This window comes from Inquilinus ginsengisoli (assembly GCF_031453975.1).
GTDB lineage: Bacteria > Pseudomonadota > Alphaproteobacteria > DSM-16000 > Inquilinaceae > Inquilinus > Inquilinus ginsengisoli_A.
Genome location: NZ_JAVDPW010000002.1, coordinates 496,255 through 522,292 on the forward strand (window position 1 = coordinate 496,255; position 26,038 = coordinate 522,292).

The 26,038-nt window shown below is 70.6% G+C and carries 25 protein-coding genes and 1 tRNA gene; 6 read left to right on the forward strand and 20 right to left on the reverse strand.

Features of this window, described 5'->3' with window-relative positions; translation table 11 throughout:
* Nucleotides 1–90 precede the first annotated feature (90 nt).
* From E9232_RS06140 to E9232_RS06185, 10 genes are all read right to left on the reverse strand, one after another.
* A complete protein-coding gene (locus E9232_RS06140) occupies nt 91–519 on the reverse strand; it encodes a phasin family protein (protein WP_309792744.1) in 429 nt (142 codons plus the stop codon).
* Nucleotides 520–611: 92 nt separating this feature from the next.
* Nucleotides 612–1,253 carry a TetR/AcrR family transcriptional regulator gene (locus E9232_RS06145; protein ID WP_309792745.1) on the reverse strand — a complete coding sequence of 214 codons (642 nt, stop codon included), beginning with the start codon at nt 1,251–1,253 and terminating at the stop codon, nt 612–614.
* 81 nt (nt 1,254–1,334) lie between these two features.
* Entirely contained in the window at nt 1,335–1,706 is a 372-nt protein-coding gene (locus tag E9232_RS06150; RefSeq protein WP_309792746.1) for a VOC family protein, read from the reverse strand.
* 7 nt (nt 1,707–1,713) lie between these two features.
* On the reverse strand, nt 1,714–2,208 hold the full coding sequence (locus E9232_RS06155; protein ID WP_309792747.1) for a YbaK/EbsC family protein: 495 nt from the start codon (nt 2,206–2,208) through the stop codon (nt 1,714–1,716).
* Nucleotides 2,208–3,002: a pyrroline-5-carboxylate reductase gene (proC, locus tag E9232_RS06160; protein WP_309792748.1), complete on the reverse strand. Its 795-nt coding sequence runs from the start codon at nt 3,000–3,002 to the stop codon at nt 2,208–2,210. The genes E9232_RS06155 and proC overlap by 1 nt, the downstream gene beginning before the upstream one ends.
* Before the next feature lie 255 nt (nt 3,003–3,257).
* Nucleotides 3,258–3,920, reverse strand: a complete 663-nt coding sequence (locus E9232_RS06165; RefSeq protein WP_309792749.1) for a hypothetical protein — start codon at nt 3,918–3,920, stop codon at nt 3,258–3,260.
* Nucleotides 3,921–4,318: 398 nt separating this feature from the next.
* Nucleotides 4,319–5,662, reverse strand: coding sequence for an alpha-glucosidase/alpha-galactosidase (locus E9232_RS06170; RefSeq protein WP_309792751.1), 1,344 nt, complete (start codon nt 5,660–5,662; stop codon nt 4,319–4,321).
* 62 nt (nt 5,663–5,724) lie between these two features.
* Entirely contained in the window at nt 5,725–7,047 is a 1,323-nt protein-coding gene (locus E9232_RS06175; protein ID WP_309792752.1) for an ABC transporter substrate-binding protein, read from the reverse strand.
* Between the two features lie 37 nt (nt 7,048–7,084).
* Entirely contained in the window at nt 7,085–7,984 is a 900-nt protein-coding gene (locus tag E9232_RS06180; protein ID WP_309792753.1) for a carbohydrate ABC transporter permease, read from the reverse strand.
* A 10-nt stretch (nt 7,985–7,994) separates the two neighbouring features.
* Nucleotides 7,995–8,933, reverse strand: coding sequence for a carbohydrate ABC transporter permease (locus E9232_RS06185; protein ID WP_309792754.1), 939 nt, complete (start codon nt 8,931–8,933; stop codon nt 7,995–7,997).
* A gap of 206 nt (nt 8,934–9,139) precedes the next feature.
* On the opposite strand from E9232_RS06185, the gene E9232_RS06190 reads away from it, so the two are divergent.
* Both E9232_RS06190 and E9232_RS06195 read left to right on the forward strand, forming a co-directional pair.
* A complete protein-coding gene (locus E9232_RS06190; RefSeq protein WP_309792755.1) occupies nt 9,140–10,183 on the forward strand; it encodes a LacI family DNA-binding transcriptional regulator in 1,044 nt (347 codons plus the stop codon).
* A gap of 85 nt (nt 10,184–10,268) precedes the next feature.
* Nucleotides 10,269–10,607 (forward strand): hypothetical protein, encoded by a 339-nt coding sequence (locus tag E9232_RS06195; RefSeq protein WP_309792756.1) that lies wholly within the window; start codon nt 10,269–10,271, stop codon nt 10,605–10,607.
* 44 nt (nt 10,608–10,651) lie between these two features.
* On the opposite strand, the gene E9232_RS06200 is transcribed toward E9232_RS06195, so the two are convergent.
* A complete protein-coding gene (locus tag E9232_RS06200) occupies nt 10,652–11,713 on the reverse strand; it encodes a hypothetical protein (RefSeq protein ID WP_309792757.1) in 1,062 nt (353 codons plus the stop codon).
* Between the two features lie 76 nt (nt 11,714–11,789).
* Nucleotides 11,790–13,121: a dicarboxylate/amino acid:cation symporter gene (locus tag E9232_RS06205; RefSeq protein ID WP_309792759.1), complete on the reverse strand. Its 1,332-nt coding sequence runs from the start codon at nt 13,119–13,121 to the stop codon at nt 11,790–11,792.
* Nucleotides 13,122–13,444: 323 nt separating this feature from the next.
* On the opposite strand from E9232_RS06205, the gene E9232_RS06210 reads away from it, so the two are divergent.
* Together E9232_RS06210 and E9232_RS06215 are read left to right on the forward strand one after the other, a co-directional pair.
* Nucleotides 13,445–15,334, forward strand: a complete 1,890-nt coding sequence (locus E9232_RS06210; protein ID WP_309792760.1) for a sensor histidine kinase — start codon at nt 13,445–13,447, stop codon at nt 15,332–15,334.
* Nucleotides 15,331–16,686, forward strand: coding sequence for a sigma-54-dependent transcriptional regulator (locus E9232_RS06215; protein WP_309792761.1), 1,356 nt, complete (start codon nt 15,331–15,333; stop codon nt 16,684–16,686). Before E9232_RS06210 ends, E9232_RS06215 begins: the two co-directional genes overlap by 4 nt.
* Here the strand turns inward: E9232_RS06215 and E9232_RS06220 are convergent.
* The 4 genes from E9232_RS06220 to dxs form a co-directional block, all read right to left on the reverse strand.
* Nucleotides 16,683–16,985 carry a type II toxin-antitoxin system RelE/ParE family toxin gene (locus tag E9232_RS06220; RefSeq protein WP_309792762.1) on the reverse strand — a complete coding sequence of 101 codons (303 nt, stop codon included), beginning with the start codon at nt 16,983–16,985 and terminating at the stop codon, nt 16,683–16,685. The two genes, E9232_RS06215 and E9232_RS06220, sit on opposite strands and share 4 nt — an antisense overlap.
* Nucleotides 16,982–17,221, reverse strand: a complete 240-nt coding sequence (locus E9232_RS06225) for a type II toxin-antitoxin system ParD family antitoxin (RefSeq protein WP_309792763.1) — start codon at nt 17,219–17,221, stop codon at nt 16,982–16,984. Before E9232_RS06225 ends, E9232_RS06220 begins: the two co-directional genes overlap by 4 nt.
* A gap of 98 nt (nt 17,222–17,319) precedes the next feature.
* The gene (locus tag E9232_RS06230) at nt 17,320–17,898 is read right to left on the reverse strand and encodes a hypothetical protein (RefSeq protein WP_309792764.1); all 579 of its coding nucleotides are present in this window, start codon (nt 17,896–17,898) and stop codon (nt 17,320–17,322) included.
* 205 nt (nt 17,899–18,103) lie between these two features.
* Nucleotides 18,104–20,020 carry a 1-deoxy-D-xylulose-5-phosphate synthase gene (gene dxs / locus E9232_RS06235; protein WP_309792765.1) on the reverse strand — a complete coding sequence of 639 codons (1,917 nt, stop codon included), beginning with the start codon at nt 20,018–20,020 and terminating at the stop codon, nt 18,104–18,106.
* A 284-nt stretch (nt 20,021–20,304) separates the two neighbouring features.
* Between dxs and E9232_RS06240 the strand changes: the two genes are divergently transcribed.
* Together E9232_RS06240 and E9232_RS06245 are read left to right on the forward strand one after the other, a co-directional pair.
* Nucleotides 20,305–20,396, forward strand: a tRNA-Ser gene (locus E9232_RS06240).
* 136 nt (nt 20,397–20,532) lie between these two features.
* The gene (locus E9232_RS06245) at nt 20,533–21,342 is read left to right on the forward strand and encodes an endonuclease/exonuclease/phosphatase family protein (RefSeq protein WP_309792766.1); all 810 of its coding nucleotides are present in this window, start codon (nt 20,533–20,535) and stop codon (nt 21,340–21,342) included.
* 27 nt (nt 21,343–21,369) lie between these two features.
* Here E9232_RS06245 and E9232_RS06250 read toward each other — a convergent pair whose 3' ends face one another.
* From E9232_RS06250 to E9232_RS06265, 4 genes are all read right to left on the reverse strand, one after another.
* The gene (locus E9232_RS06250; protein ID WP_309792767.1) at nt 21,370–21,636 is read right to left on the reverse strand and encodes a DUF1127 domain-containing protein; all 267 of its coding nucleotides are present in this window, start codon (nt 21,634–21,636) and stop codon (nt 21,370–21,372) included.
* A gap of 173 nt (nt 21,637–21,809) precedes the next feature.
* Nucleotides 21,810–22,661 carry an alpha/beta hydrolase gene (locus tag E9232_RS06255; RefSeq protein WP_309792768.1) on the reverse strand — a complete coding sequence of 284 codons (852 nt, stop codon included), beginning with the start codon at nt 22,659–22,661 and terminating at the stop codon, nt 21,810–21,812.
* Nucleotides 22,658–24,736, reverse strand: coding sequence for a substrate-binding domain-containing protein (locus E9232_RS06260; protein WP_309792769.1), 2,079 nt, complete (start codon nt 24,734–24,736; stop codon nt 22,658–22,660). The genes E9232_RS06255 and E9232_RS06260 overlap by 4 nt, the downstream gene beginning before the upstream one ends.
* 13 nt (nt 24,737–24,749) lie before the next feature.
* Complete coding sequence (locus E9232_RS06265) at nt 24,750–26,027, reverse strand: amidohydrolase family protein (RefSeq protein ID WP_309792770.1); 1,278 nt, start codon at nt 26,025–26,027, stop codon at nt 24,750–24,752.
* Nucleotides 26,028–26,038: the final 11 nt, after the last annotated feature.

Genomic DNA, 26,038 nt, shown 5'->3' on the forward strand with positions numbered 1-26,038 from the left:
CGGCGCAGACTGCCGCGCCGGATCCGGCAGGGCAAGACGCAGAAGGCCGCCCGGAGGCGGCCTTCGATCGCGACGTCGGAACAGCCGGGTTCAGCGCTTGGCCGGGGCCTTCAGCACGCCCTTGAGCTCGTCGAAGCTGGCGCTGACGCGCTTGCTGACGATCTCGGCCGCCTCGGTGTTCGACTTGGCCAGCAGCTCGGCCAGTTCCTTCATGTCGGTGATCGCCTTCTCGAAGGCGGTCTTGGCCAGCTCGGTCTGCTGCGCCAGCTTCTCTTCCGGCTTGCCCGGGGCGGCGACGGAGGAGAACTGGGCCTGCAGCTCGGTCAGGTTCTGGCGCAGGATCTCGCCCTGGCGTCGGGCGAAGGCCTGGAGCCCCTCGGCCGCGGTGCGGTTGGCGGCGGTCAGCGCCTCGATGTTCTTGCGCTGGGCCTGCAGCACCGCGTCGACATCGACGCCCGGCAGCTTGAACTCGCCCAGCACCTTGGTGAAATCGACGTCCCAGACCGGCGGCTTGCTCATGGCCCAACTCCTGATTGCACAAGAATGCAGCACCTTACACGCGCCGCCCCTGCCGCAAAAGGAAAATTGTGCACTGCAACAAAGCCGTCACTTCAATGCAGTGTCGGCTCCTGCCCTTCCACCGCCTCGGGCGCCACCCCCGCGGCAGCGCGGCGGGTGCCGCGACCGCGGCCGAAGGTGTTCTCCAGCTGCTCGGCCTGGCGCAGTCGCTGGTCCAGCGCCTTCATGGTGCGGTCCAGCTCCGGCGAATCATCCTGCTCCCACACCCGCAGCACCAGGAGGTAGACGAGCCCGAGCGCCCGCACCCGGGCCCGGCCGAACAGCCCGGCGGTGGGGATGCCGGCGGATTGCAGCGTCCAGCGCATCGACAGTTCGAGCTGGCGGGCCTGCGCCAGCGCCGACAGCGGGTCGAGCCGCAGGTCGCGCAGGATCGCCTTGACCCCGGCGCGGTGCGCCGTCAGCACGTCGAAGCGGCGCATCAGCAGGTCGAACAGCCGGTCGCGCGGGGCCTCGTCCTCGCCCGGCAGCGCCTCGGACAGCGCCGCCTGGTCGATCAGCCGGCCCAATCCGGCCAGCAGGTCGGTCTTGCTGGGATAGTGGCGGTACAGCGCCGACATCGGCACCCGCGCCGCCTGGGCGACATCCGCCAGGGTCAGGGCGCGCCAGCCCCTCTCCGCCGCCAGGTCGACCGCGGTGGTGACGATGTGGTTGGGCACGTCGGCCTTCTTCGCCATGCTTCCCGGCTCCTCGAGGATCAGGCCTTCCAGGCCGCATAGGGCCCAATCTAGCGCAATTCGGCAGCAAGGCGAGCCCGGTTACTGGCAGACCGCCTCCAGCTTGTGGCCGTCCGGGTCGAACACGAAGGCAGCGTAGTAGGCCGGCCCGTAATGCGGCCGCAGCCCGGGGGCGCCGGCGTCACGGCCGCCCTGGGCCAGGGCTGCGGCATGGAACCGGTCGACGGCCTCGCGCGTCGGGGCGTTGAAGGCGAGGTGGAAACCCGGGCCCGGCGGAACCACCGGCCCCGGCTGCCGCTTCAGCGCAAGCTTATCGTTGCCGCCGGGCGGGCCGTAGCCGGCGGCGGTGTCGTCGACCCACACCCGCACCATGCCGACCGGGGCCAGCACCGCATCGTAGAACCGGACGGCGCGGTCGAGGTCGAAGACGCCGAAGGAGAGATGGCCGATCACGGCGTCCTCACGCCCGGCGCTGGGCGATGTCCGCGACGACGCCGCCGGTCAGTGCGACCAACTGGTCGGGCGTCAGGGCGAAGACCGAGTTCGGCGTCCCGGCCGCGGCCCAGATCGCCGGCAGCGCCAGCAGGTCGCGGTCGATCACCACATGCGGCGGCGTGGCGTGGCCGACCGGGGCGACGCCGCCGATGGCGAAGCCGGTGGCATCGCGCACGAAGCCAGCATCGGCCCGTTCGATCCGGGCGCCGCCGAGGCGGTCGGCCAGGGCCGCGGCCACCGCCGCCTCGTCGACCCGGTTGACCCCGCTGGCGATCACCAGCACCGGCCGGCCGCTGCCGCGGGCGCGGAACACCAGCGACTTGGCGATCTGCGCCACGTCGCAGCCGATCGCGGCGGCGGCATCGGCCGAGGTGCGGGTCGATTCGCCGAACACCCGGATGTCGGGCTCGTGGCCCAGCGCCTGCAGCGCCGCGGCGACGCGCTCAGCACTGGTCGCCACTACGCCAGCTCGCGTCCGCGGCGGGCGGCGGCGGCGACGGCGCGGGTCATCAGCGGCTGCAGCCCGTCCGGCGCCATCAGCACGTCGAGCGCCGCCTGGGTGGTGCCCTTCGGGCTGGTCACCGCGATGCGCAGCTCGGCTGCGCTTTCGCTGGCGGCGCCGGCCAGGGCGCCGGAGCCGACCACGGTCTGCCGCGCCAGCCGCATCGCCAGGTCGGCGGGCAGCCCGGCGGCATGGCCGGCCGCTGCCAGCGTCTCGATCAGGTGGAAGACATAGGCCGGGCCGCTGCCGGACACGGCGGTGACGGCATCCATCAGCGCGTCGTCGTCGATCCAGGCGGTCTGCCCGGCGGCCTGCATCAGCGCCTCCGCGCGCTGGCGCTGCGCCGGCGTCGCCAGCGGATTCGCCACCAGCACGGAGATGCCCTGCCCGATCGCGGCCGGGGTGTTGGGCATGGCGCGGACCACCGCGGCCTCGGGCCCCAGCCCCTGCTCCAGATACGCCAGGGTGCGGCCGGCGGCGATCGACAGGAACAGGGTGCCGGGCCCGGCAAAGCGGCGATAGGCCGGCAGCGCCTCGAGCATCATCTGCGGCTTGACCGCCAGCACCACCACCTCGGGCGCCAGGTCGGCCGGCAGGCCCGCGGCGTCGCGGACATGGTGCAGGCGCGGATCGGCCAGGGCGACATCGGCCGGCTCGACCGCCCAGATGTGGTCGGCGGCCTTGCCCGCCAGCCAGCCCTGCACCAGCGCGCTTCCCATCCGGCCGCAGCCGACCAACAGAAGATCGGTCACCCCATTGCTCCCCATATCGTCAGGCCGGCCATCATGGCGCCACGGCCGGGCAGCGCAAGCGGTATCGGGAGAGATGCCGGCATGCGTCGTCTTTCCCGCCGGCCCCCGTCATTGCGAGCGCAGCGAAGCAATCCGTGGCGCCGCCTGGCATGGATTGCTTCGTCGGCTACGCCTCCTCGCAATGACAAAGAGGGGCGTGCGAGGGGCGATGCTGACAGTCTTGATGGGAATCGGAAGAACGCCCACAGCATCGGCTCAGCTGCTGTTCGGCGGCTTGCGGGCCGGTCGGCCGGCCTCTTCCGCATCTGCGGAGGGCTCGGGCGCTTCGGGGGGCGGGTCGGTGAGCGCCTCGTCGAGCGGTTCGGCCGCCTCGTCCCCGGCGATGACCTCGTCCCAGCCCTGGGGCAGCCGGCCCGGCTCGCGGCCGAGGCGGCGGCAAATGCGCCGCACGATCTCGTCGATCGGCAGGGTGTCGAGTTCGACGTCCAGCGGCTCGGTCTCGGTCAGGCTCTCGCGCGGTGCGGCGGCCGCCTTGGCACCGGCCGGCCGCTCGGGCCCCAGCGCCACGGCCACGGCGCGGGCGACCTGCGCCCGCCGCCGCTGCCGGCGCTCCTGGATCTCGGCGGCGGCTTTCTCCGCCGCGTCCTTGCGGGTCCGGTAGGCCTCGCGGATGCGCTCGGTCATGGCGATGGTCAGGCGCACCGCACGGGCGATGCGGGCCTGCGACAGCGCGAAATCGATCACCTGCGGCTCGAACCGGTTCCCGGCCACGATGTGCTGGCCCTCGAGCCGGCGGGCGGTGCGCATGTCGATGTCGACCAGCTCGCGCAGCGTGCCCAGCGCCCACACCGTCCACTCCCGGTCGGGGTCGACCGGCTGGGTCTCGGCTGGGGCGGCGTCGATCGGCGCGTTGTCCATGGAACATATCATGAACAAACTGGACCGCTTGCGCAATGAACAAGGCGTTTACGGTCCGGGCCACGCGTAGCCTCTCCCGCTTGCGAGACCTTTTCAGAATGCCTCCGAACCGTCCCGGCGGCTCGCAACGACATTGGCCTAGGTTAAAATGAGTCCCCCCTCCCCTCGCGGGAGGGGGTAGGGGGAGGGGGTTTTCGATGCCCAGAACCGGCCCTGACTCTGGCAATTTGGCTCCGACGGCGAAGCCTGTCCTTTGCGTATTCATGCGCGGACGCGCGCAGACCCCTCCCCCTACCCCCCTCCCGCAAGGGGAGGGGGAGCAAGAAAGGAGCGGGCTCGGTCTATTCCGAAAAGGTCCCGCAAGCGGGAAAGGCTACGCGTCAGCTCGATCTGACGACTTAGGCCACCCGCAGCAGCGGCGCGGCCTTGGCCGGGGTGCGGAGCGCCTCGGGGATCCACTCGCCATGGGCGGCGAGCAGCTCGTCGACCAGCCGCCAGATCTGGTCGAGATCCAGCTCCGCCGCGGTGTGCGGGTCCAGCATGGCGGCGTGGTAGATGTGGTCGCGGTTGCCGGTCAGCAGCGCCTCGACCGCCAGCGACTGGACGTTGATGTTGGTCTGCATCAGCGCCGCCAGATGCGGCGGCAGCCGGCCGAGGCCGATCGGCTGCACCCCGTTGCGGTCGACCAGGCACGGCACCTCGACCGTGCAGTCGGACGGCAGGTTGTCGATCAGCCCGTGGTTCTGCACGTTGCCGTAGATCACCGCCGGCGTTCCCGTCTCCTTGGCATGGATGATGGTCGAGCCGTATTCGACGCTGCGCTTGATCTCCAGCGGCACCGACGGGTCCTGCAGCTGCGCGCGCAGGGCGCCCCATTTGTCGATCTGGCGCTCGCAGCGGGTGATGTACTCGTCGAGCGGGATGTTGAAGCGGTCGACGATCTCGTCGCGCCCGCGCTTGATGTACCAGGGCACGTATTCGCTGAAATGCTCGCTGGATTCGGTGACGAAGTAGCCGAGGCGCAGGAACATGTCGTAGCGGACGCGGTTCCACTCCGGCACCCGGCCCTCCTCCACCACCTTGCGGATCAAGGGGGTCAGGTCTTCGCCGTTGCGTTCGAACTTCAGGTAGAACGCCATGTGGTTGATGCCGCCGCAGACATAGCTGATCTCCTCGACCGGCACGCCGATGTCCTCGGCGATCTCGGCCGCGGTGCCCTGCACGCTGTGGCACAGCCCGACGGTCTTGATCCTGGTCGCCCGGTTCAGCGCCCAGCAGTTCATCGCCATCGGGTTGGCGTATTGCAGATGGGTCACGTCGGGGCACAGCCGCTCCATGTCGCGGGCATGGTCCAGCAGCACCGGCACGGTGCGCAGCGCCCGCATGATGCCGCCGATGCCGAGCGTGTCGGCGATGGTCTGCCGCAGCCCGTAGGTCTTCGGCACCTCGAAATCGGTCACGGTGCAGGGCTTGTAGCCGCCGACCTGGATCATGGTGATGGCGTAGTCGGCGCCGTCCAGCGCCCGGGCACGGTCGGTGGTCGCCTCGATCGTCGCTGGCGCCCCCAGCGTGTCGGCGATGCGGTGCGCCACCGTTTCCGACGTCGCCAGCCGCTCGGGATCGATGTCGAACAGGGTGATGCGGGCATCCGCCAGGTCCGGATAGGACAGGATGTCGCCGATCAGGTTCTTGGCGAAGACGGTGCTGCCCGCGCCGATGAAGGTGATCTTAGGAGAGGTCATGGTCGGATCCCGGTTGGCGGAAGGGCCCGCGGCCAGGGCGGCCGCGGGCCGGGTTGGAATGGCTATTGGAACAGCGCGTTGACCTGGTCGTTCGCATCCTTGAGCAGCGGCGCGACCGGCACGTCCTCGAGGAAGATCCGGTCGAAGGCCACGTTCATGATCGACAGGATCTGCGGCGAGTAGTCGGTGATCGGGTACAGGAAGGTCTGGTCCGGCGTCGCCTCGCTGGTGAAGGCGGTGACATCCTGGCCGCGGCCGGCGAAGGCCTCCTGCGCCAGCTTGGCCGCCGACGGGATCGCCGGGAACACCACGCCGGCCTTGCCGATGATGTCCTGGCAGTCGGTCGACCCCAGGAACTTGACCCATTCCCAGGCCTCGTCGGGGTGCTTGGTGCCGGTCCAGATCGAATCGCCAAGGCCGTTGAACATGCTCTTGCGGCCCTGCGGCCCCTGCGGCAGCGGCACGAAGCCATAGGGGAAGGACACGTTCTTGGCGTACCAGGTCGAGTTCCAGGACCCGTCGGAGACCAGCGCCCCCTTGCCGGCGCCGAGCAGGGCGGTGCCGCCGAGGGCGCCGACATCCTTCTGCGGGATGGCGTAGCCCTTCTTCAGCGACAGGTCGCGCAGCCAGGTCAGGGTCTCGGCCAAGACCGGGTCGTCATAATGGTAGGCGGTGCCCCAGGGCCCGTCGGTGAACTTGAAGCCGGCGGAGACGGCGAGGTAGCTCCACTGGGTCTGGCCGTAGCCGTCGATCTTGGGAATGATCAGCCCGTACTGCACGACCTGCTTGGGGTCGAAGCCGGCCTCGTTGCCGCGCTTGCCGTTGGCGTCGAGCGACAGCCGCGCCAGGATCTTCTCGAAGCTGCCGCCGTCCTTCGGGTTCCAGGTCGCGGCGCGCAGCTCGTCGACGGTCACGCCGGCCTTGTCCAGCATCGCCTTGTTGTAGACCAGGGCGACCGTGTCCCAGTCCTTGGGCATGCCGTAGACCTTGCCGTCGCGGGTCCACAGGTCGAGCAGCCCGGGGCTGAAGATGCCGGTGTCGACCTTGTCGCGCTGGATCAGCGGCGTCAGGTCGGTGATCTGGCCGTTGGCGACGAATTCGGGGTAGGAGCGCAGATGGTCGGCGAAAACATCGGGCGCCTCGCCGGAGACGAAGCCGGTCGACAGCGTGGTCCAGTAGTCGAGCCAGCCATACTGCGTCACCTTGACGGTGATGTCGGGGTGCTTGGCGTGGAAGGCGTCGCCGCAGGCCTGGTAGTGCGGCGCCTGCAGTGCGTCCCACAGCCAGTAGTTCAGCGTGGTCTCGGCCCGGGCCGCCCCGCTGGTCGCCGCCAGCGACACGGCTGCCGCCGCCGACAACAGGAATTTCGACAGCTTCGCGTTCATCTCAGGCCTCCTCCGATGGTGTTTGTTGGCACGCGGGTCATTTCAGCCCGCTGAACTGCAGGGATTCGACGACGCGCCGGCCGAACAGCACGAGCAGGACGATCACCGGCACGATCGACAGCACGGTGCCGGCCATCATCCCGGTCCAGTCCGGGTTGCCGTTCTGCTGCTGGGTCTTGAAGGCGGACAGCGCCACCGACATCACCCGCACCTCGGCGTCGCGCCCGACCAGGAACGGCCAGAAGAAGTCGTTCCAGGCGTTGATCGACAGCAGGATCGACAGGGTGGCGATGGCGCTCTTGTGCACCGGCAGCACCACGCTCCAGAAGATCCGGAACGGCGAGGCCCCGTCCATCCGCGCCGCCTCCTCCAGCTCGCGCGGGGTCGACAGGAAGAACTGGCGCAGGAAGAACACCGCGAAGGGCGACATCAGGATGGTCGGCGCCACCATGCCCTGGAAGGTGTTCAGCCAGCCCAGCTCCTTGATCAGCACGAAGTTCGGGATGAACAGCACGATCGCCGGGATCATGGTGGCGGCGATGAACAGGTAGAAGATCACCGTCGACCCGACGAAGCGGATGCGGGCGAAGGCGTAGGCGGCGAGCGCCGAGAAGAACACCTGCCCGCCGACCGTGAGCAGGGTGAAGATCGCGCTGTTGCGCAGCGCCATGGCGAAGTTGATCGGCGAGGACGGCGTCGACGGGTCGACCGGCGCCAGCCCCAGCACCCGGCGGAAATTGTCCAGGGTGATCTCGGTGGGCACCAGCAGGGTCGCCTGGTCGAACAGCGTGGCGGTCGGCACCAGCGCCGTCTTCAGCGTGATCCACAGCGGGAACAGCGAGCAGACGATGAAGCCGGCCAGCATGGCCCAGGCGACGAGCCGGCCGGGCGAGAACCGGAAGGACGATGGGCGCGGCAGGGCGAAGGTCGCGGTCATGGCGGCGCCCCTATTCGAGGTCCGAGCTGCCGGCGCGCAGCGCCCGCATCTGCAGGATGGTGATCAGGATCAGCACGGCGAACAGCGCCACCGACATCGCCGAGGCGTAGCCCATCTTCGAGAAGCGGAAGGCGCTTTCGTAGACGTACCAGATGATCGCGCTGGTCGAATTCGCGGGCCCGCCCTGGGTGGCGACGGCGATGGTGTCGAACACCTGGAACGACCCGATCACGCTGGTCACCAGCACGAACACCAGCACCGGGCGCAGCAGCGGCAGGGTGACCCGGCGGAACACGGTCCACTCCCCCGCCCCCTCCAGCCGCGCCGCCTCCTGCAGCGACCGGGGGATCGCCTGCAGCCCGGCGTAGAACAGCAGCGCGGTCAGCCCGACATGGCGCCAGATGTTGATCGCGGCGACCGAGACGATGGCGAGGTCTGGCGATGCCAGGAAGGCCTGGCGCGGCACCCCGATCAGGCCGAGCGCGACATTGGTCATGCCGAGCAAGGGGTCGAGCAGCCACAGCCAGATCAGCGCGGCGATGACGTTGGACAGCAGGTAGGGCGCGATCACGATGGCCCGCACCGTCACGGATTTGCTCAGCCGGTCCATCAGCAGGGCCAGGCCGAGGCCCAGCACGGTCTGCAGCGGGATGTTGTAGAGCACATAGGCGATGGTGATGCGCACCGACTGCCAGAAGCGCGGGTCGTCGATCAGCTTGGCGTAGTTGTCGAGGCCGATGAACTTCGGCGCCCGCATCAGGTTCCAGTCGGTCAGGCTGATCTCGACCGCCCGCAGGGTCGGGTACAGGTAGAAGACGGCGAAGCCGATCAGCGCCGGCAGGATGAACAGCCAGCCGGTCAGGTTGCGCTGCAGCGCCGCCCGCAGCTTCGGCCGCGACCGCAGCCAGCCGATGCTGTGTGCCGGCTTGCCCCACTCCGCTGCCACCATCTGACATCCTCCCGGGATCGGACCTCTGCGTTGGCCGCAAAGTCCTCTGTCTGTCGGATGACACGTGTCACTTTCGTTACTAACACGTGTTAGCTATACTCAAGCGCCAGTCGGATCGCTTGTCAAGCGGAAGCCGGCATGGCAACAGGGCGGCGGGAACACCCTCCCCGAGGTGGGTCGGACCCGACGCGGAAGACCGGAGCGGAATGGAACGACGCAGGATCACCAGCCACGATGTCGCCCGCCGCGCCGGCGTGTCGCGCGCGACCGTGTCGATGGTGCTTAACCGGTCGGCCGCGGTGACGATCAGCGCCGAGACCCAGAAGCGCGTGTTCGAGGCGGCGGAGGCGCTGGGCTACCGGCCGAATTCGGCGGCGCGGATGCTGGTGCGCGGCGACACCGAGACCATCGGCCTCGTGGTCACCGACCCGCAGGTGCTGGCGGTCGACGGCTTCGTGCCGCAGCTGCTGTACGGCATCACCCAGGCGACGCGGGAGAGCGGCTACCGCATCCTGCTGGAGGGGGTGGAGCCCGGCGCAGGGCCGAACGCCTATGGCGAGCTGGTCGAGAGCCGGCGGATCGACGGCATGATCGTGCTGAACCCGCCGACCGAGGCACCGCAGATCCATGCCCTGATCGACCAGGGTTTTCCGCTGGTGCTGCTGGGGTCGGTGCGCCACCCGCGCGAGCATGCGTGCAACTTCTCCACCCGCCGCGCCATCCGTCGCTCGATGGACCATCTGGTCGGGCTGGGGCACCGGGCGATCGCCCATATCGGCTTCTCCCCGGCCGGCTTCGTCGCCACCGATGCGCGGCTGAACTCCTATCGCGAATCGCTGATCGCCCATGGCATCGAGCCCGACGACCGGCTGGTCGCCTATGGCGCCTTCAGCGCCGAGAGCGGCCACCGCGCCATGCGCGAGCTGCTGGACCGCGGCGGCGAATGTCCGACCGCGCTGCTGGCCGGCAACGACACCATCGCGCTGGGCGCCATGGCGGCGATCAGCGATGCCGGGCTGTCGGTGCCGGACGACATCGCCATCGTCGGCTTCGACGACCTGCCCTTCGCCGCCCAGCTGCGCCCGGCCCTGACCACGGTGCGCAACCCCGGCGTCGAACAGGGCCGCCAGGCGGCGCAGCTGCTGATCCGGCTGCTGAAGGGCGAGACCGTCGACCAGCGGCGCATCGCCCTGCCGACCGAGCTGGTCATCCGCGAATCCTGCGGGGCGAAGCGGCGCGGCGGCGTCTGATAGCGCTGCATTTTGCCACAATTTGATGTATTCTTGATGCGCGCCTCCGACCGACGGCGGCGCAATATTATGCGAAGGATACATTATGAGGAATTTTGGGAAATATTTGATCGCGCTGGCCGCAACCTGCGGCTTGGCCGCCATCACCGGCCCGGCGATGGCGGACGACCTGGAATTCACCCTGACCAATGCCACCTCGGTCAGCGCCACGGAGTTCTACGTGTCGCCGGCCAATGTCGACGATTGGGAAAGCAATCTGCTGGACGGCAAGTACCTGCCCGCCGGCAACGAGGTGACGGTGACCATCGGCGATGGCCGCCGCACCTGCACCTATGACCTGAAGACGGTGTTCGAGGATGGCCGGACGGCGCAGAACGACGGTGTCGACCTCTGCCAGACCGGCAAATACACCGTGCACGAGTGAGCGACAGCCGGGGCGGTGCCGACGCACCATCCCGGCTAGACCCGTCAGGGGGTTGAGGCCAGGCAGCCCTGCCGGTCGAACAGCGCGGCAAGGCCACAGGCCGAGGTCAGCATCCGGTCGCCGTCATGGCCGACGCCCGGAACCAGGCTGAGGCTCTGCCGCAGGCCGTCGGGGTGGCGGCCGCGCAGGTACTGGACATAGGCCTCGCCACGCGCCAGCCGATAGGAACCTTCCGCCTCGCCCATGCAGGTCTTGTCGAGCGCCGGGTGGTTCGGGTCGGTGTCGGCGGTGCCCAGCAGGTAGACCACGTCGCGGGCGACATAGGCCCGCTCCAGCGCCGCCGGGGTCGCCGCCCCGGCATAGTGCGGCAGGTCGGCCATGCCGTATTTCCAGTGATCGTATTTCGGGCAGGCGGCAGTGCCGGCGAAGGGCGCGAAGCCGCCATGGCCGTCCGGCCGGTCGGCGCTGAAATAGGCGTAGGAGGACGGGTTGGCGACGACGTAGCGCACGGCGATGCCGGCGGCCTTCAGCGTCGCCTCGCCCTTCGCCAGGATGGCGTAGCGCTGCACCACCTGGCCGCCGCCGGAGTGGCCTGCCACCACCACCGTCTTCAGGTTGGGAAACAGCTTGCGGTCGGCCAGCCTGGCCAGGATCGCGTCGAGCGCGTCGAAGGAGCTGATGGCGGCCGGGCCCTTGGCGTCGGCGCCGCCCTCCCAGCCGGTCGTGCCCCAGCGCAGCGTCCCGGCCGGCAGGTGGAACGCCGCGGCATCGATATCGGCCAGGAATTGCGGCACGACCAGGATCGCCGACTGGCCGGCCTCCCCCGCCGCCGCCTGCGCCTTCTCGGCCGAGGCATTGTAGACGTCGGCGTTGCGCAGCCGGCCGTGGATCACGATCACCGCCCGGGTGACGCCCGGCTGCGGCTTCGACCAGTCGCGCGAGACATAGAGCGCCAGCTCGCCGGTTCCGGCCGGGGTCGTCACCGTAAGGCGCTGGTCGGCCACCACCTTGACCGGGTGCGGCCTCTCATCGGCGGCCCGCAGGGGCAGGGCCGAAAGCATCAGGCAGGCCGTCGCGGCGATGCCGAGGACACGTCGAAGGACCAAGCTGGGTCTCCTTGCCGATCACGGGTCCTACACGGCGACCGGGCGGCGGACCGTCGGTCCGCCGCCTGGCTTCGTGCTATTCCGCCGGGGCGGGCGCCGTGCCGTCGTCGAGCGCCGGCAGCGGCTCGCCGGCGAGGGCGGCCCGCAGGCGGTCCTCGTCGAGCGCGCCTTCCCAGCGCGCGACCACGACGGCGGCCACGGCGTTGCCGATGAAGTTGGTCAGCGCCCGGCATTCCGACATGAAGCGGTCGACGCCGAGGATCAGCGCCATGCCGGCGACCGGCACCGTCGGCACCACCGACAGCGTCGCCGCCAGGGTGATGAAGCCCGAGCCGGTGACGCCGGCCGCGCCCTTGGAGCTGAGCATCGCCACCAGCAGCAGCAGGATCTCGTCGCCCAGCGACAGATGCGTGTTCGTCGCCTGGGCGATGAACAGCGCCGCCATGGTCATGTAGATGTTGGTGCCGTCGAGGTTGAAGGAATAGCCGGTGGGGATCACCAGGCCGACCACCGACTTGGCGCAGCCCGCCCGCTCCATCTTCTCGATCAGCGACGGCAGCGCCGCCTCCGACGAGCTGGTGCCCAGCACCAGCAGCAGCTCGGCCTTGATATAGCGGATCAGGGCCAGGACCGAGAAGCCGTTGTAGCGGGCGACGGCGCCCAGCACGACCACCACGAAGATGATCGAGGTCGCGTAGAAGGTGCCGACCAGGAAGGCCAGGTTGATCACCGACCCGATGCCGAACTTGCCGATGGTGAAGGCCATGGCGCCGAAGGCCCCGATCGGCGCCACCTTCATCAGGATGTGGACGACCTTGAACACCGCGCCCGACACCGCCTTCAGGAAGCTTAGCACCGGCGTGCCCTTCTCGCCGGTCATGGCCAGGCCGACGCCGAACAGCACCGAGACGAACAGCACCTGCAGGATGTCGCCGCCGACGAAGGCGCTGAACATCGTGGCCGGGATGATGCCCGTCAGGAAGCCGACGATCGACTGGTCATGCGCCTTGGTGGCGTAGCCTTCGATCGCCTTGGTGTCGAGCGTGGCCGGATCGATGTTCAGGCCGGCGCCCGGCTGGACCAGGTTGGCGATCACCAGGCCGACGATCAGCGCCAGGGTCGAGAACACCAGGAAGTAGCCCAGCGCCTTGGCGCCGACCCGCCCCACCTTCTCCAGGTCGTGCATCCCGGCGATGCCGGTGACGACGGTCAGGAAGATCACCGGCGAGATGATCATCTTCACCAGGCTGATGAAGCCGTCGCCGAGCGGCTTCATCGCCGCACCGAGCTCGGGGTAGAAGTGACCGAGCAGAATGCCGATCACGACGGCGATCAGGACCTGGACATAGAGATGCCGGTAGAACGGTAGGGACGGCCGCGGAGCGGCGTCGGCTTGCCGAGTGGCCATGGGGCTTGCACTCCTTGTGGCCCGCACCGTCGATGACCGAGGGCGCGGCTTCCTGGGTTTCCTGCCACCCCGGGGATGATCCCCTTCTTACGGATGGCTGGGCCATACGCAGCAATTGCCGTGCCATATTGCACCGGCACGAAATCTCGTCGCCATCGCATTGATAGCAAAGCGCTATTTCTCTCGCCGCCGATCCGATCGGCCGCGCGCATGGCTGGAATTCCGCACGGATCGCCACAGTCGCGTGCGGAGATCCGCACAACCTCCGGGGAAGGCAGCTACGCCGCAAGCTGCTAGACTGGTGCACCCCGGAACCAGGCCGCATGACCACGACCGCCAACCCTGACATCGCCACCCCTCGCCCCGCCCCGGCGGGCAGGCCGGGCATCGCCGCGCCCGTGCGGGTGCGGCGGGACTGGGCCGTTTTCGCGCTGATCGGCCTCGCCCTGTTCACGGCGGTCACCTGGCTGGCCGGGCCGGTCGGGCGCGACCGGGCGCTGGGCGACATCGCGCGCTCGGCCGAGGCGGCGCTGGGGCTGCATGTCGCCATGCTGCGCAGCGAGCTGGAGAAGCAGCGGTCCCTGCCCTTCGTGCTGGCCCAGGATCCCGATGTCCGCGCCGCGCTGGGGGCCGCCAACGACCGCCAGCGGCTGGACGGCATCAACGCCAAGTTCGAGGCCCTGAGCCAGGGCACGCGGACGGCGGTGATCTACCTGCTGGACCGCAGCGGCACGGCGATCGCCGCCAGCAACTGGCGCGAACCGATCAGCTTCGTCGGCCAGCACTACGCCTTCCGTGCCTACTACCTGCAGGCGGTCGATGCCGGCGCCGCCGAGTTCTTCGCCATGGGCACGATGAGCCGGCGCCCGGGGGTCTATCTGTCGCGCCGGATCGACGGGCCGAACGGCCTCTTGGGCGTGATCGTGGTCAAAGTCGAGTTCGACGCGATGGAGGAGGCCTGGGGGCGCTTCGCCGAGACCGCCTTCGTCACCGACGAGCGCGGCGTGGTGCTGCTGACCGACGTGCCGGAATGGCGGTTCCGCAGCCTCGGTCCGCTGCCGGAGTCCGACCGCGCGGCGGTGCGCGAGAGCCTGCAATACGGCGCGGCGCCGCTGGAGCCGCTGCCGATCGCGCCCGATGCCGACGCCGGCCGGCCCGATGCCGTGGTCGCGACCCTGCCGGACACCCGCGGTCCGGCCCCGTTCCTCGCGGTGGCCGCCGCGGTCCCGAGCACAGGCTGGACCCTGCATCTGCTGGCGCCGACCATGCCGGCGGCGGGGCGCGCCGCCTTCGACACCCGGCTGATCGCCGGGCTGGTGACACTGCTGGCCCTCGCCGGCGTGGCGGCGCTGCTGTACCGCCGGCACCGCGCCCTGGGCCATGCCGCCCGGCAGGCGGCGGCGCAGGCCGAGCTGGAACGCCGCGTCGCCGAGCGCACCCACGCGCTCAACGACGCCAACCAGCGGCTGACCGGCGAGATCGACGAGCGGCGCCGGGTCGAGCTCGTGCGGCAGCAGTTGCAGGAGGAGCTGGCCCAGGCCAACCGCTTGGCCATCCTCGGCCAGGTCGCCGCCAGCGTGGCGCATGAGATCAACCAGCCGGTCGCCGCCATCCGCTCCTATGCCGACAACGCCGCCGTCTTCCTCGACCGCGAGAAGCCGGCGGCAGTGCGCGACAACCTGGCGATCATCGCCGGGCTGACCGACCGGGTCGGCGCCATCACCCAGCATCTGCGCGCCTTCTCGCGCAAGGCGGCCAACCGGATCGAGGCGATCTCCTGCGCCGCCGCGATCGAGGGCGCCCTGATCCTGACCCGCCCGCGCCTGCGCCGGCAGTCGGTGCGGCTGGCCCAGGACCTGCCGCCGGCGGATGTGAGGGTCGTCGCCGAACGGGTGCGGCTGGAGCAGATCCTGGTCAACCTGCTGCAGAACGCGCTGGACGCCGTCGACGGGCTGCCGGAGGCGGAGATCCGCATCGCGGTGAATGTCGAGGGCGATCGGGTTAGGATCGCGGTGTCCGACACCGGCAAAGGCCTCGACCCCGCGACTATGAAGGCGCTGTTCATCCCCTTCGCCACCAGCAAGCCGGCAGGGCTCGGCCTCGGCCTGGTGATCTGCCAGGACATCGCTCGCGAGTTCGGCGGCGCCATCGCGGCCGACAACCGTGCCGAGGGCGGTGCGGTCTTCACCGTCACGCTGAAACGGGCGCCATGAGCGCCGCGGGACAGGTCGTCTTCGTCGACGACGAGGCCGAGATCCGGCACGCCAATGTGCAGAGCCTGGAGCTGGCCGGCTTCGAGGTCGCGGCGCTCGACTCGGCCCGCGCCGCGTTGGCCGCGGTCGACCGCGACTTCGCCGGCGTCGTCGTCACCGACATCCGCATGCCCGAGACCGACGGGCTGGCCCTGTTCCGGCAGCTGCGCGCGCTCGACCCCGACCTGCCGGTGATCCTGATCACCGGCCATGGCGACATCGCCATGGCGGTGGCGGCGATGCGGGACGGCGCCTACGACTTCCTGGCCAAGCCCTACCCGGCCGACCGGCTGGTCGACAGCGTCCGCCGGGCGCTGGAGAAGCGGCGGCTGGTGATCGAGAACCGCCGGCTGCGGGCGGCGCTGGAGGGCGCGGACGGCGTGGCCTTCCTCGGCGACACGCCGGAGATCGAGCGGCTGCGCCGCACCGTGCGCGACGTGGCGGATGCCGATGTCGACGTGCTGGTGCTGGGCGAGACCGGCTCGGGTAAAGAGGTCGTGGCCGAGGCGCTGCACCGCTGGAGCCGCCGCCGAACCAAGCCGCTGGTCGCGCTGAACTGCGGCGCGCTGCCGGAAAGCGTGATCGAGAGCGAGCTGTTCGGGCATGAGGCCGGCGCCTTCACCGGGGCGCAGAAGCGCCGCATCGGCCGGATCGAGCACGCCGATGGCGGCACCCTGTTCCTCGACGAGGTCGAGAGCATGCCGCCGGCACTGCAGGTGAAGCTGCTGCGGGTGCTGGAGGAGCGGGCGGTGGCGCCGCTCGGCACCAATGAGCGCCGGCCGCTGGACCTGCGCGTCGTCGCCGCCACCAAGATCGACCTGAAGCAGGCGTCGCAGGTTGGCCGGTTCCGTGCCGATCTCTACTACCGGCTCAATGTGGTGACGCTGCGGGTCCCGCCGCTGCGCGAGCGCCGGGCCGACATCCCGCTGCTGTTCGCCCATTTCCTCGGCCGCGCCGCCGAACGCTTCCGCCGCGACCCGCCGGCGCTGGGCGATGCGGTGCGGCGCCGGCTGCTGGACCATGACTGGCCGGGCAATGTCCGCGAGCTCGCGCATTTCGCCGACCGGGTCGCGCTCGGCCTCGGCGATGCCGAGGGCCTGGAGGAGCCGGAGGTATCGGCCAGCCTGCCGGAGCGGGTCGAGCGCTATGAGGCGGCGCTGCTGCGCGAGGCGCTGGCGGCGCATAGGGGTGACGTGCGCGCCACGACCGAGGCCCTCGGCCTGCCGCGCAAGACCTTCTACGACAAGCTGGCCCGCCACGGCATCGATCCGAGCGCGTACCGGGCGGAGCCGATTGGGAAAAGAGTTGGCTAGAGACCGTCCAGCAGCGCCGGCAGGTCTCGCGCACCGTGCAAGATGCGGACGACACGCGGCGGCCGACGGGTAGCATTGTAGACGAGAATATAGGGAAAATCCCTCAGGACCAGGAAGCGGTATGGCGCACTCGCCAGATGAGGACGCAATACCCCGATATTGGCCTGGCTGCCGATGCGGGCAGCGGCGTCATCGACGGACTTCCGGAATGCACGGGCCGCGCCCGGATTGTCTTGCGCAATCCATCGCGCCGCATCGGTCAGATCGCGAAGAGCCTGTCGGGAGAGTGTGGCCTTCACCGCTCGGCTTCATCGATGATGCGGTCAACCTCGGTCAAAGCATCCTCAATGGAGACATCCCCGTCCCGATCGGTCTCTTCTTCCACCTGGCGCAGCATCGCCGTGAAGGCATGGCGGCGCTCCTCGGCCTCCTGCAGCAGGCGAAGGCCGGACCGCACCACCTCGCTGACATTGTTGTAGCGGCCCTCCGCCACGCATTCCCGAGCAAACCGCTCGAGCTCCGGCGTCAGATGCACATTCGTCGCCATGGCGCAAACCTATGTCAAACCTTGACATAGAATGGCGTGTACCCAGCCTGGGCACAAGCCGTTCCCGGACCTGCTCCCATGTCGCCTCACGGCAGCTTGACGAAATCCGCGTCGATCGTGCTCTCGATCTTGCCGTTCACCGCCCGGGTGTAGTGGAGCGAAAGCTGGCCCGGCGCGGTCAGGGTGCGACGGTAGGACTGCACCTCGGTCTTGCCGCCGGTCTTCGCCGTCAGCTCGGTGACCAGCGTCGCGCCGTCCAGCTTGGCCTTGGCCCGCGCGCCGGTCTCCAGCCGCGCGGTCCAGACGCTCGGGGTCTTGGACGGCGGGAACAGCACCGTGTTCTCGCGCATGCTCTTCGGGTCGATGTCGGCCGCGCCGTCCTGGCCCTCGGCGCTGCGCCAGCGCAGCAGCAGCGCACCATCGGCCGAAGCGTCGATCATCAGGGCGGCCGCGCGCTTGGCCTCGCCCTCGCCGTCGCTGGCCCCGACCCAGGAGCCGCGGAACGCCTCGATCCCGGCCAGCGCGGTGGCGGCCGTCGGCGGCGCCTTCACCGCCGGGGCGGCAGCCACCGGAGCGGCCGGCGCCGTGGTTTCGCCCGACGCCGGAACGCAGGCGCCCAGCATCGTGATCGCGGCCATCCCCAGGACGGCGTGCCGCAGCTTCATTGTATCCCCCTTCTCGCCCCCCACGGGCCGATTCGACCGCCCATCATGGCCGATGCGGTGCGACGGCAGCACGGGAAATCGCCAGAACCCTGGGAACGGGCTGCGTCGCCCACAGGTTCCATCCTGCCCTCGGCCCCCATCAACGCGAAAGGCCATCCCGAGGGGTCGGGATGGCCTTTCGCAGAGTCGTCGAAGCCGTGATGGGCTAGGCGCGCACCACGCCCGTGATCGGCGCGTCGAGGCCGAGCGCCGCCGCGGCGGTGGCGACGATGTGCTGCGCCGACAGCGCCGCCTCGGCGTATTGCAGCTCCGGCTTCTCATGGTCCTGGAAGCGGTCCGGCAGGGTCAGCGGCCGGATCTTCAGCCCTTGGTCCAGCAGCCCGCTGCGCGCCAGATGGTGCAGCACGATGCTGCCGAAGCCGCCCTCGGCGCCCTCCTCGACGGTCAGCACCACCGCGTGGTTGCGGGCCAGCTGCTCGACCAGGTCGGTGTCGAGCGGCTTGGCGAAGCGGGCGTCGGCGACCGTGGTCGACAGGCCCATGCCGCCCAGCGTCTCGGCGGCCACCAGGCATTCCTGCAGCCGCGTGCCGTAGCTGAGGATGGCGATGGTGGTGCCTTCGCGCAGCACCCGGCCCTTGCCCAGGGCCAGCGGCACGCCGCGGGCCGGCAGCTCGACCCCGACGCCGTCGCCGCGGGGATAGCGGAAGGCCGAGGGCCGGTCGTCGAGCGCGGCGGCGGTCGCCACCATGTGCACCAGCTCGGCCTCGTCGGCCGCGGCCATCAGCACCATGCCCGGCAGGCATCCGAGATAGGCGATGTCGAAGGCGCCGGCATGGGTGGCGCCATCGGCCCCGACCAGCCCGGCCCGGTCGATCGCGAAGCGCACCGGCAGGTGCTGGATCGCGACGTCGTGCACCACCTGGTCATAGGCGCGCTGCAGGAAGGTCGAATAGATCGCGCAGAACGGCTTGAAGCCTTCCGTCGCCATCCCCGCGGCAAAGGTCACCGCATGCTGCTCGGCGATGCCGACGTCGAAGGTGCGGCTCGGGAAGCGCTGGGCGAACTTGTCCAGCCCGGTGCCGGTGGGCATGGCGGCGGTCACCGCGACGATGCGGTCGTCGGCCTCGGCCTCCTGGATCAGCGCCTGGCCGAACACGCCGGTGTAACTCGGCGCGTTGCTCTTCGGCTTGGTCTGGGTGCCGGTGATGACGTCGAATCGGGTGACGCCATGGTACTTGTCCGGCGCCGCCTCGGCCGGGCCGTAGCCCTTGCCCTTCTGGGTGACGACATGGACCAGCACCGGCCCGTCATCGGCGTCGCGGACATTCTCGAGCACCGGCAGCAGGTGGTCGAGATTGTGCCCGTCGATCGGGCCGACATAGTAGAAGCCGAGCTCCTCGAACAGCGTGCCGCCGGTGACGAAGCCGCGGGCGTATTCCTCGGCCCGCTTGGCGGCACGCGCCACCGGCTTCGGGAACACCTTGGTGACGTCACGCATCAGGTGCCGCAGCGAGCGGTAGGAGCGCGAGGAGATCAGCCGCGACAGATAGGCGCTCATGGCGCCGACCGGCGGCGCGATCGACATGTCGTTGTCGTTGAGGATGACCACCAGGCGACTCCTCAGCGCGCCGGCGTTGTTCATCGCCTCATAGGCCATCCCGGCGCTCATCGCGCCGTCGCCGATCACCGCCACGACGCGGAAGTCGTCGCCCTTGAGGTCGCGGGCCACCGCCATGCCGAGCCCGGCCGAGATCGAGGTCGAGCTGTGCGCCGCGCCGAACGGGTCGTACTCGCTCTCCGACCGCCGGGTGAAGCCCGACAGGCCGCCGCCCTGGCGCAGGGTGCGGATGCGATCACGCCGCCCGGTCAGGATCTTGTGCGGATAGGCCTGGTGGCCGACGTCCCAGATCAGCTTGTCCCGCGGGGTGTCGAACACCCGATGCAGGGCGACGGTCAGTTCGACCACGCCGAGGCCGGCGCCGAGATGGCCGCCCGTGGTCGAGACCGCATCGATGGTCTCGGCCCTGAGCTCATCGGCGACCTGCTTCACATCGGACGCCGGCAGGCGGCGGAGATCTGCGGGGGAGTGGATGGAGTCGAGCAGCGGGGTGACTGGCTTCATTCAGCTTCGCTTTCGGCAGGCTTGATCCATTCGGTTCGGCGGCTTCGTCCTGTGGCGCCATGACGGCGGACGATCGATCGAACCACCTTAATTTCCTGCCCGATATAGTCCCCAAGTATAGGGGAGCGCCGGCGCGATCAAGGAAATCCGGTGTCGCAGCCCTGGCATGGCGCGAATTCGCCGCGCCTGCGTCCCCCCGGCCACGGAGCGTGCGAGACCCGTGATTGACAAGCTTTGTCCGCCCCCTTAAGAACCGCGGACCGAGCGGCATTGCCGCCCGGGACGGAGGGGTGGCCGAGCGGCTGAAGGCAACGGTTTGCTAAACCGTCCACGGGAGAAATCCTGTGCCCGGGTTCGAATCCCGGTCCCTCCGCCATCTTTCTGCCGCGGGCGATTCCCGCTTCGGCTGCCTTGGGTCGGCCGATACATTCCGTCGCGCCGCCTTGGCAGGGCCCGGTCATCGTATTAGATAAACGGGCTCCCGGGATCCTTCCCGGCTTTCCGGAACCGAGATGGACCCTCAGCCCGCGTCTTCCGCTCCCGGTGCCCCGCCCGTCACGGCGGTGGCGGACACGTCCGCCCGGCCTGTCGTGGTCGGATCCTACAATGTGCACAAATGCGTCGGCCTGGACGGGCGCTTCGATCCGGCCCGCATCGCCGCCGTGGTGGCCGAACTCGGCGCCGACGTGGTGGCGCTGCAGGAGGTCGACCGCCGCTTCGGCCGCCGCTCCGGCCTGCTCGACGCCGAGATGCTGCGCCGCGACAGCGGGCTGCACCTGCTGCACGTCTCCGACTTGCCCGACGGCCATGGCTGGCACGGCAATGCGCTGCTGGTGCGCGACGGGTCGGTCACCCGCCTGCGCCGCCTGACCCTGCCCGGGGCCGAGCCGCGCGGCGCCATCATCACCGAACTCGCGCTGCCCGCCGGGCCGCTGCGCGTGGTCGCCGCCCATTTCGGGCTGCTGCGCCGCTGCCGCATGCGCCAATCCGCCATGATCCTCGACGCCATCGCCGAGGGCGAGACCATGCCGACCCTGCTGCTGGGCGACCTGAACGAGTGGCGCCCGGGGCGCCGGTCCTCGCTGCGGCCGCTCGATGCGCTGTTCGGCCCGATGGCCGCGAGCCCGCCGAGCTTCCCCGCCCCCCTGCCCCTGATCTCGCTGGACCGCATCCTGGGCTGGCCGCAGGGCATCCTGCGCCAGGTCCAGGTGCATCGCAGCACCCTGGCCCGGATCGCCTCCGACCACCTGCCGCTGAAGGCCTGGGTCGACCTGGATCCGGCGCGGCTCTCACTTCAGGACCGGCTGCCCGAAGCCGCCTGAGGCTCAGCCGACCCGCGGCGCGGCCGCTCAGCGCCAAAACGGTTTCGACAGCTCGTTCTGGCGGTCCGACCGGGTCCAGCCGGCGTCGATCAGCTCCCATTCGCTCAGCCCGGCCAGCTCGCGCCGCTGCCGGGCACGCTCCCAGGCATCCTCGAGCGCCAGCACCAGGCGCAGCGCGGCCGAACCCGCCGCCGGTGCGGGAGCCGGCCAGGACGCCCCCTGGACGTTGTCGTTCGCGCCCTGCCCGATCGGGGTGTCGGAGGCGCCGGGTGCGGTCGAAACGATGATGCCCATCTCAATCCTCGCGGAAACAGCAGGACCGGCTTGGTCGGCAGGCCCGGTTGTGGCCCGGGGCACAGCCCGGCCGAGCTCCGGGACCAAGCCCGCCCGCCGATCCTCCCGATGCTGAACCTCGGTGGCCAGGAGGGGAAGATCCAAGCGGGGCGCGCCGGGGAGACCAATCGGGCTCAGCCTCCCCGGCGCGATGCCGCGATGGTGCGACCGAGTCGGTCGGCCAGCGCCGTTCCCGGCGTTCCCAGGGCGGTGGCGATGCTCATGTGGTTCTCGCCCGGCAAGGTCGTGAAAGAGGCATCGACCCCCGCCGCCGCGAGATGGGCGGCAAAGGCCCGGCCCTGCCCCAGGAAGGGCGGCGTCTCGTCGGCGCCGACGACGATGTCCACCGCCCGCCCCAGCATCGGCGTCGCCGCCAGCGGCGACCATGCCGCCACCTCCGCCGCGGTCAGCGCGATCTCCGGCTGCAGGAAGCTGCGGGTGATCGGGCCGAGGTCGTAGATGCCGCTGACCAGCAGCAGCGACCGCACCGGCATGGCCGGCGCCGCATCCTCGCGCGCGCCGCGGCAGGCCAGGAAACTGGCGAGATGGGCCCCGGCCGAGGCGCCGCTGGCGCTGATCGCTTTGGGGTCGCCACCCCAGCGCCCGGCATTCGCGGCCACCCAGGCCACCGCCCGCCGCACCTGGTCGACCAGCACCGCCATCCGCGCCTTCGGCATCAGCGAATAATCGATGATCGCGGCGATCGCGCCCTGTGCCGTGACGGCATCCGCGACGAAGGCGTAGTCGGCCTTGGAGAACGCCCGCCAGTAGCCGCCATGGACGAAGACATGGACCGGATGCGACCCCTCCCCCTCCGCCGGCAGGTAGAGGTCGAGCTTTTCGTCCGGATGGTCGCCATAGGCGAGGTCGGGCACGCCGCGCAGGGTTCGGCGGGCCTGCTCGCTGGCTCGGCGGTAGGCGGCGAGATGGGTTTCGAACTCCGGCACATGGGCGCGGATCATGAAGGGGTCCAGTGGCTCGCTCATGTCAGGACAGCCTCGGTTTGGAGAAAGGGTTCGGTCTCGGGCAAAGCGAGGCCCTCCAGCGCGGCGCGGGCGGCCGGCAGGGCGCCGACCGGCACGCGCAACAGCAGCACGGCGCGAACCTGGCCGTCGAGGCCCAGCAGCGGCCGCGCGGCCTCGCCGGTGTCCGGGCAGGTCTCGCCGGCGATGCTGGCCACCTTCTGGTCGCCTTCGGCGCGGATCGCCGCCATCAGCTCGGGCAGGGTCAGCGGCTTGCCGGAGTCGCGGCGCGGCCGGGCATGGGCGGCCAGCAGCCAGCGCAGCCGCCGCTCCGGCAGCGCCGACACCAGCAGGCGCCCGGCCAGGGTCCAGTTGACCGGCGTGCGGCTGCCGACGGCGATCGGCGCGGCGCCGGGCGCGGCGCGGCTGAGGGCGATGGCGCAGCGTTCGCCCTGCAGCACCGCCAGCGCGGCGCTGCCGCCATGCGACCGCGCCAGCCCGTCCAGCGCCGGCTCGACCGCGGCGGCGAGGTCGGCGATACCGAGGGCGGCGAATCCGGCCGCCCGCACCCGCGGCCCGGCCCGGATCCGGCCGCGCTGGCCGCGCTGCAGCAGGCCATGCCCGACCAGCGGGCCCAGCAGGTCGTGCAGCGAGGAGCGCGGCATCGCCACCGCCTCCAGCAGCTCCGCGGTGCCGGCCTCGCCGCCATGGGCCTTGAGCCAGACCAGGATGTCGAGAGTGCGCAGGATCGACCGGGCCGCCCCTTCCGCCGTTGCGCCCTTGCCCACCACGAAGGTGTTGGGGTCGTAGTCCTCGCCCATGCCGTGGCCCAGCACCAGGGTCGGCGGCCGGTCCCAGCGGACATGGTCCTCGACGAAGATGTCGGCGCGGACCGACGCCGTCTCCCAGCCGCGGCTGACCACCAGCGGGGTGTGGACCTCGATCCGCCGTGGCAGGGTGCGGCCGGCCAGGATGTCGAGCCCGACCTCGACCGCGCGGATGCCCATGGCCGGCGGGAAGTCCATCGCCGCCAGCGGCACGCCATGCAGCACCGCCAGCTGGTAGACCGCGTTCTGGTCGCCGCCGGTGTGCGGCGGCACCCGGCCGTCGCGCCCGGCATCGACCCAGGCCTGGATCGACCCGGCGCCGTGCAGCCCGCTGTCGCACCACACGCCGTCGATGGCATCGCCCCAGCGCTCGATCAGCCCGGCCATGGCGCGGCGGCCGGCGGCCACCAGCATCTCGGTGTGGACGGTCTCGAGGATGCGGATGCCCGGCGCCAGCGAGAACACCTCCTGCGCCGCCCGCGCCCGCCGCAGCAGCGGCCCGATCTCGGGCGCGCCGACCATCATCACCACGCTGCCGCGGCCGCCCAGGGTCTCGACCAACCATTGTGCCGGCAGCCGGCCAATCGCGGTGTCCGGCCCGGCGACCTGGATCAGCGAATGCCCGGCATCGCCCAGCAGCCGGTCGACCATCACCACCGGCAGTCCGGCGGCGCAAGCCCGGGCCAAAGGCGGCAGCAGCGCCTCGGTCTCCAGCGGGCTGACGATCAGCGCGTCGACGCCCATGGCCCGGAAGGCGTCGATGTCCCGTGCCTGCGCCGCCGGGTCGTCGTCGGCATTGGCGATGCGCAGGGTGGCGATGCGGTCGGCATGGTCGGCGGCGGCGAACTGGACGCCGTGGATCAGCCCCTGGCGCCAGAGATTGGCCCGCGAGCCGTTGGAGAAGCCGAAGACATAGGGCGGCGGCCGGGCATGGGGGGCCGCGTCGACCAGCTCGGTGAAGTCAGGGTTCCACAGGAAGGACCGGGCCGGCGCCGTGGAGGTCTGCGGCCGCGCCCGGGCGGGCGCCGGCTGCGGGCCGGCCTCCAGCGCCACGGCGAGGTCGAACCAGGCGGCGCCGAGCCGGACGGTGCCGCGGCGCGGCGCGTCGAGCCAGCCGGCCGCCAGCATCGGGCGCAGCACCGCATAGAGGCTGGAGCGCGGCACGGCCAGGCCTTCGGCCAGGGCGGCGACCGCCGCCCCGCCCGGCGCCCCGGTCAGGCGGTCGACGATCCCGAGCAGGATGTCGACGCCCGATTGCCGCTGCCCGGTCACGGCGCCCCGGCCGTCACTCGGCAGCGGCCGCCGCCCGGGCTGCCGCGCGCGGCGACAGACGGTGCATCGCCCCGTCCTTCATCACCATGCGGATGGCGCCGTGGTTGTGGATCAGGGCGATGTCCTTCAGCGGGTCGCCGTCGACCAGGATCAGATCGGCGAGGAAGCCCTGCTTCACCTGGCCCAGCCGGTCGCCCATGCCCATCAGCTCGCCGCCGATCCGGGTGGCGCATTGCAGCGCCTCCGACTCGGTGTAGCCGAACAGCTTCACGAAATGCTCGACGTCGCGGGCGTTGGTGCCCTGCGGCGTCCAGGCGAAGCCGTAGTCGCCGCCGATCACCACGCGGATGCCCCGGCGCCGCATCTCGGCATAGGTGCGCTGGCTGGCCTCCAGGCACAGATGCATGCCGAGCTTGCGCGCCTTCTCCTCGCTGATGCCGTAGTCGCCGGCCTCGTGGATGGTGTTGTAGATCAGACCGATCGCCGGGCCGACGAAGACCTTGTCCTTCGCCGCCTCCAGCAGGTCCAGCGCCTCGGTATCGGCATGCTCGCAATGGTAGATCACGTCGACACCGGCGCGGATGGCGCGCTTCACCGCCTCGCTGGCCCGGGCGTGGCAGTTCACCCGCCGGCCGAAATCATGGGCGGTGTCGACCGCGGCCTCGACCTCGGCCTTCGACATCACCGTCATGCCGCCCTTGGCGGGGTCGACGAAATCGTCGCCGGAGATGTTGATCTTGATGTTGTCGACGCCCTCGCGGATGCAGACGCGGGTGGCGTGGCGCACCGCCTCCGGCCCGTCGCAGACCCAGCCGAAGCTGGAGCGCTGCAGGTGCAGCCGGCTCTCGTCGCCCAGGCCGCCGGTGACCGTGATCTCCGGGCTTGCCGCCTTGATCCGCGGCCCCTTCAGCCGGCCCTCATTGACCTTGTTGCGGATCACCACGTCCAGCCGGGTCTTGGCGCTGGCGGCGGAATAGGCGCTGGTGAAGCCGTGGTCGAGCAGCAGCTCGGCATTCCACATGGTCTCCAGCACATGCTCCTCGGTCGGGACGTCGCCGAGGTCGGTGTTGGTACGGGCGCCGCAGAAGGACAGGTGGGCGTGGCCCTCGACCAGCCCCGGCAGCAGCGTGGCGCCGCCGCCGTCGACGGTCTCGCAGCCCCCGGCATCCAACCGCTCGCCCGCCGGCGCCACCGCGTGGATGCGGTCGCCGCGGACCACGACCTGGCCGGGATAGGGGTCGCGGCCGGTGCCGTCCCAGATCTTCGCGCCGGTGATATGATAATCGCCCATCGGGTCCTCCG

Excerpts from the sequence above, each read along its gene's own strand:
- E9232_RS06140 (WP_309792744.1), bottom strand. The coding sequence starts at position 519 with ATGAGCAAGCCGCCGGTCTGGGACGTCGATTTCACCAAGGTGCTGGGC.
- E9232_RS06145 (WP_309792745.1), bottom strand. The coding sequence starts at position 1,253 with ATGGCGAAGAAGGCCGACGTGCCCAACCACATCGTCACCACCGCGGTC.
- E9232_RS06165 (WP_309792749.1), bottom strand. The coding sequence starts at position 3,920 with ATGGACAACGCGCCGATCGACGCCGCCCCAGCCGAGACCCAGCCGGTC.
- E9232_RS06170 (WP_309792751.1), bottom strand. The coding sequence starts at position 5,662 with ATGACCTCTCCTAAGATCACCTTCATCGGCGCGGGCAGCACCGTCTTC.
- E9232_RS06175 (WP_309792752.1), bottom strand. The coding sequence starts at position 7,047 with ATGAACGCGAAGCTGTCGAAATTCCTGTTGTCGGCGGCGGCAGCCGTG.
- E9232_RS06180 (WP_309792753.1), bottom strand. The coding sequence starts at position 7,984 with ATGACCGCGACCTTCGCCCTGCCGCGCCCATCGTCCTTCCGGTTCTCG.
- E9232_RS06185 (WP_309792754.1), bottom strand. The coding sequence starts at position 8,933 with ATGGTGGCAGCGGAGTGGGGCAAGCCGGCACACAGCATCGGCTGGCTG.
- E9232_RS06190 (WP_309792755.1), top strand. The coding sequence starts at position 9,140 with ATGGAACGACGCAGGATCACCAGCCACGATGTCGCCCGCCGCGCCGGC.
- E9232_RS06195 (WP_309792756.1), top strand. The coding sequence starts at position 10,269 with ATGAGGAATTTTGGGAAATATTTGATCGCGCTGGCCGCAACCTGCGGC.
- E9232_RS06205 (WP_309792759.1), bottom strand. The coding sequence starts at position 13,121 with ATGGCCACTCGGCAAGCCGACGCCGCTCCGCGGCCGTCCCTACCGTTC.
- E9232_RS06210 (WP_309792760.1), top strand. The coding sequence starts at position 13,445 with ATGACCACGACCGCCAACCCTGACATCGCCACCCCTCGCCCCGCCCCG.
- E9232_RS06215 (WP_309792761.1), top strand. The coding sequence starts at position 15,331 with ATGAGCGCCGCGGGACAGGTCGTCTTCGTCGACGACGAGGCCGAGATC.
- E9232_RS06230 (WP_309792764.1), bottom strand. The coding sequence starts at position 17,898 with ATGAAGCTGCGGCACGCCGTCCTGGGGATGGCCGCGATCACGATGCTG.
- dxs (WP_309792765.1), bottom strand. The coding sequence starts at position 20,020 with ATGAAGCCAGTCACCCCGCTGCTCGACTCCATCCACTCCCCCGCAGAT.
- E9232_RS06245 (WP_309792766.1), top strand. The coding sequence starts at position 20,533 with ATGGACCCTCAGCCCGCGTCTTCCGCTCCCGGTGCCCCGCCCGTCACG.
- E9232_RS06250 (WP_309792767.1), bottom strand. The coding sequence starts at position 21,636 with ATGGGCATCATCGTTTCGACCGCACCCGGCGCCTCCGACACCCCGATC.
- E9232_RS06255 (WP_309792768.1), bottom strand. The coding sequence starts at position 22,661 with ATGAGCGAGCCACTGGACCCCTTCATGATCCGCGCCCATGTGCCGGAG.
- E9232_RS06265 (WP_309792770.1), bottom strand. The coding sequence starts at position 26,027 with ATGGGCGATTATCATATCACCGGCGCGAAGATCTGGGACGGCACCGGC.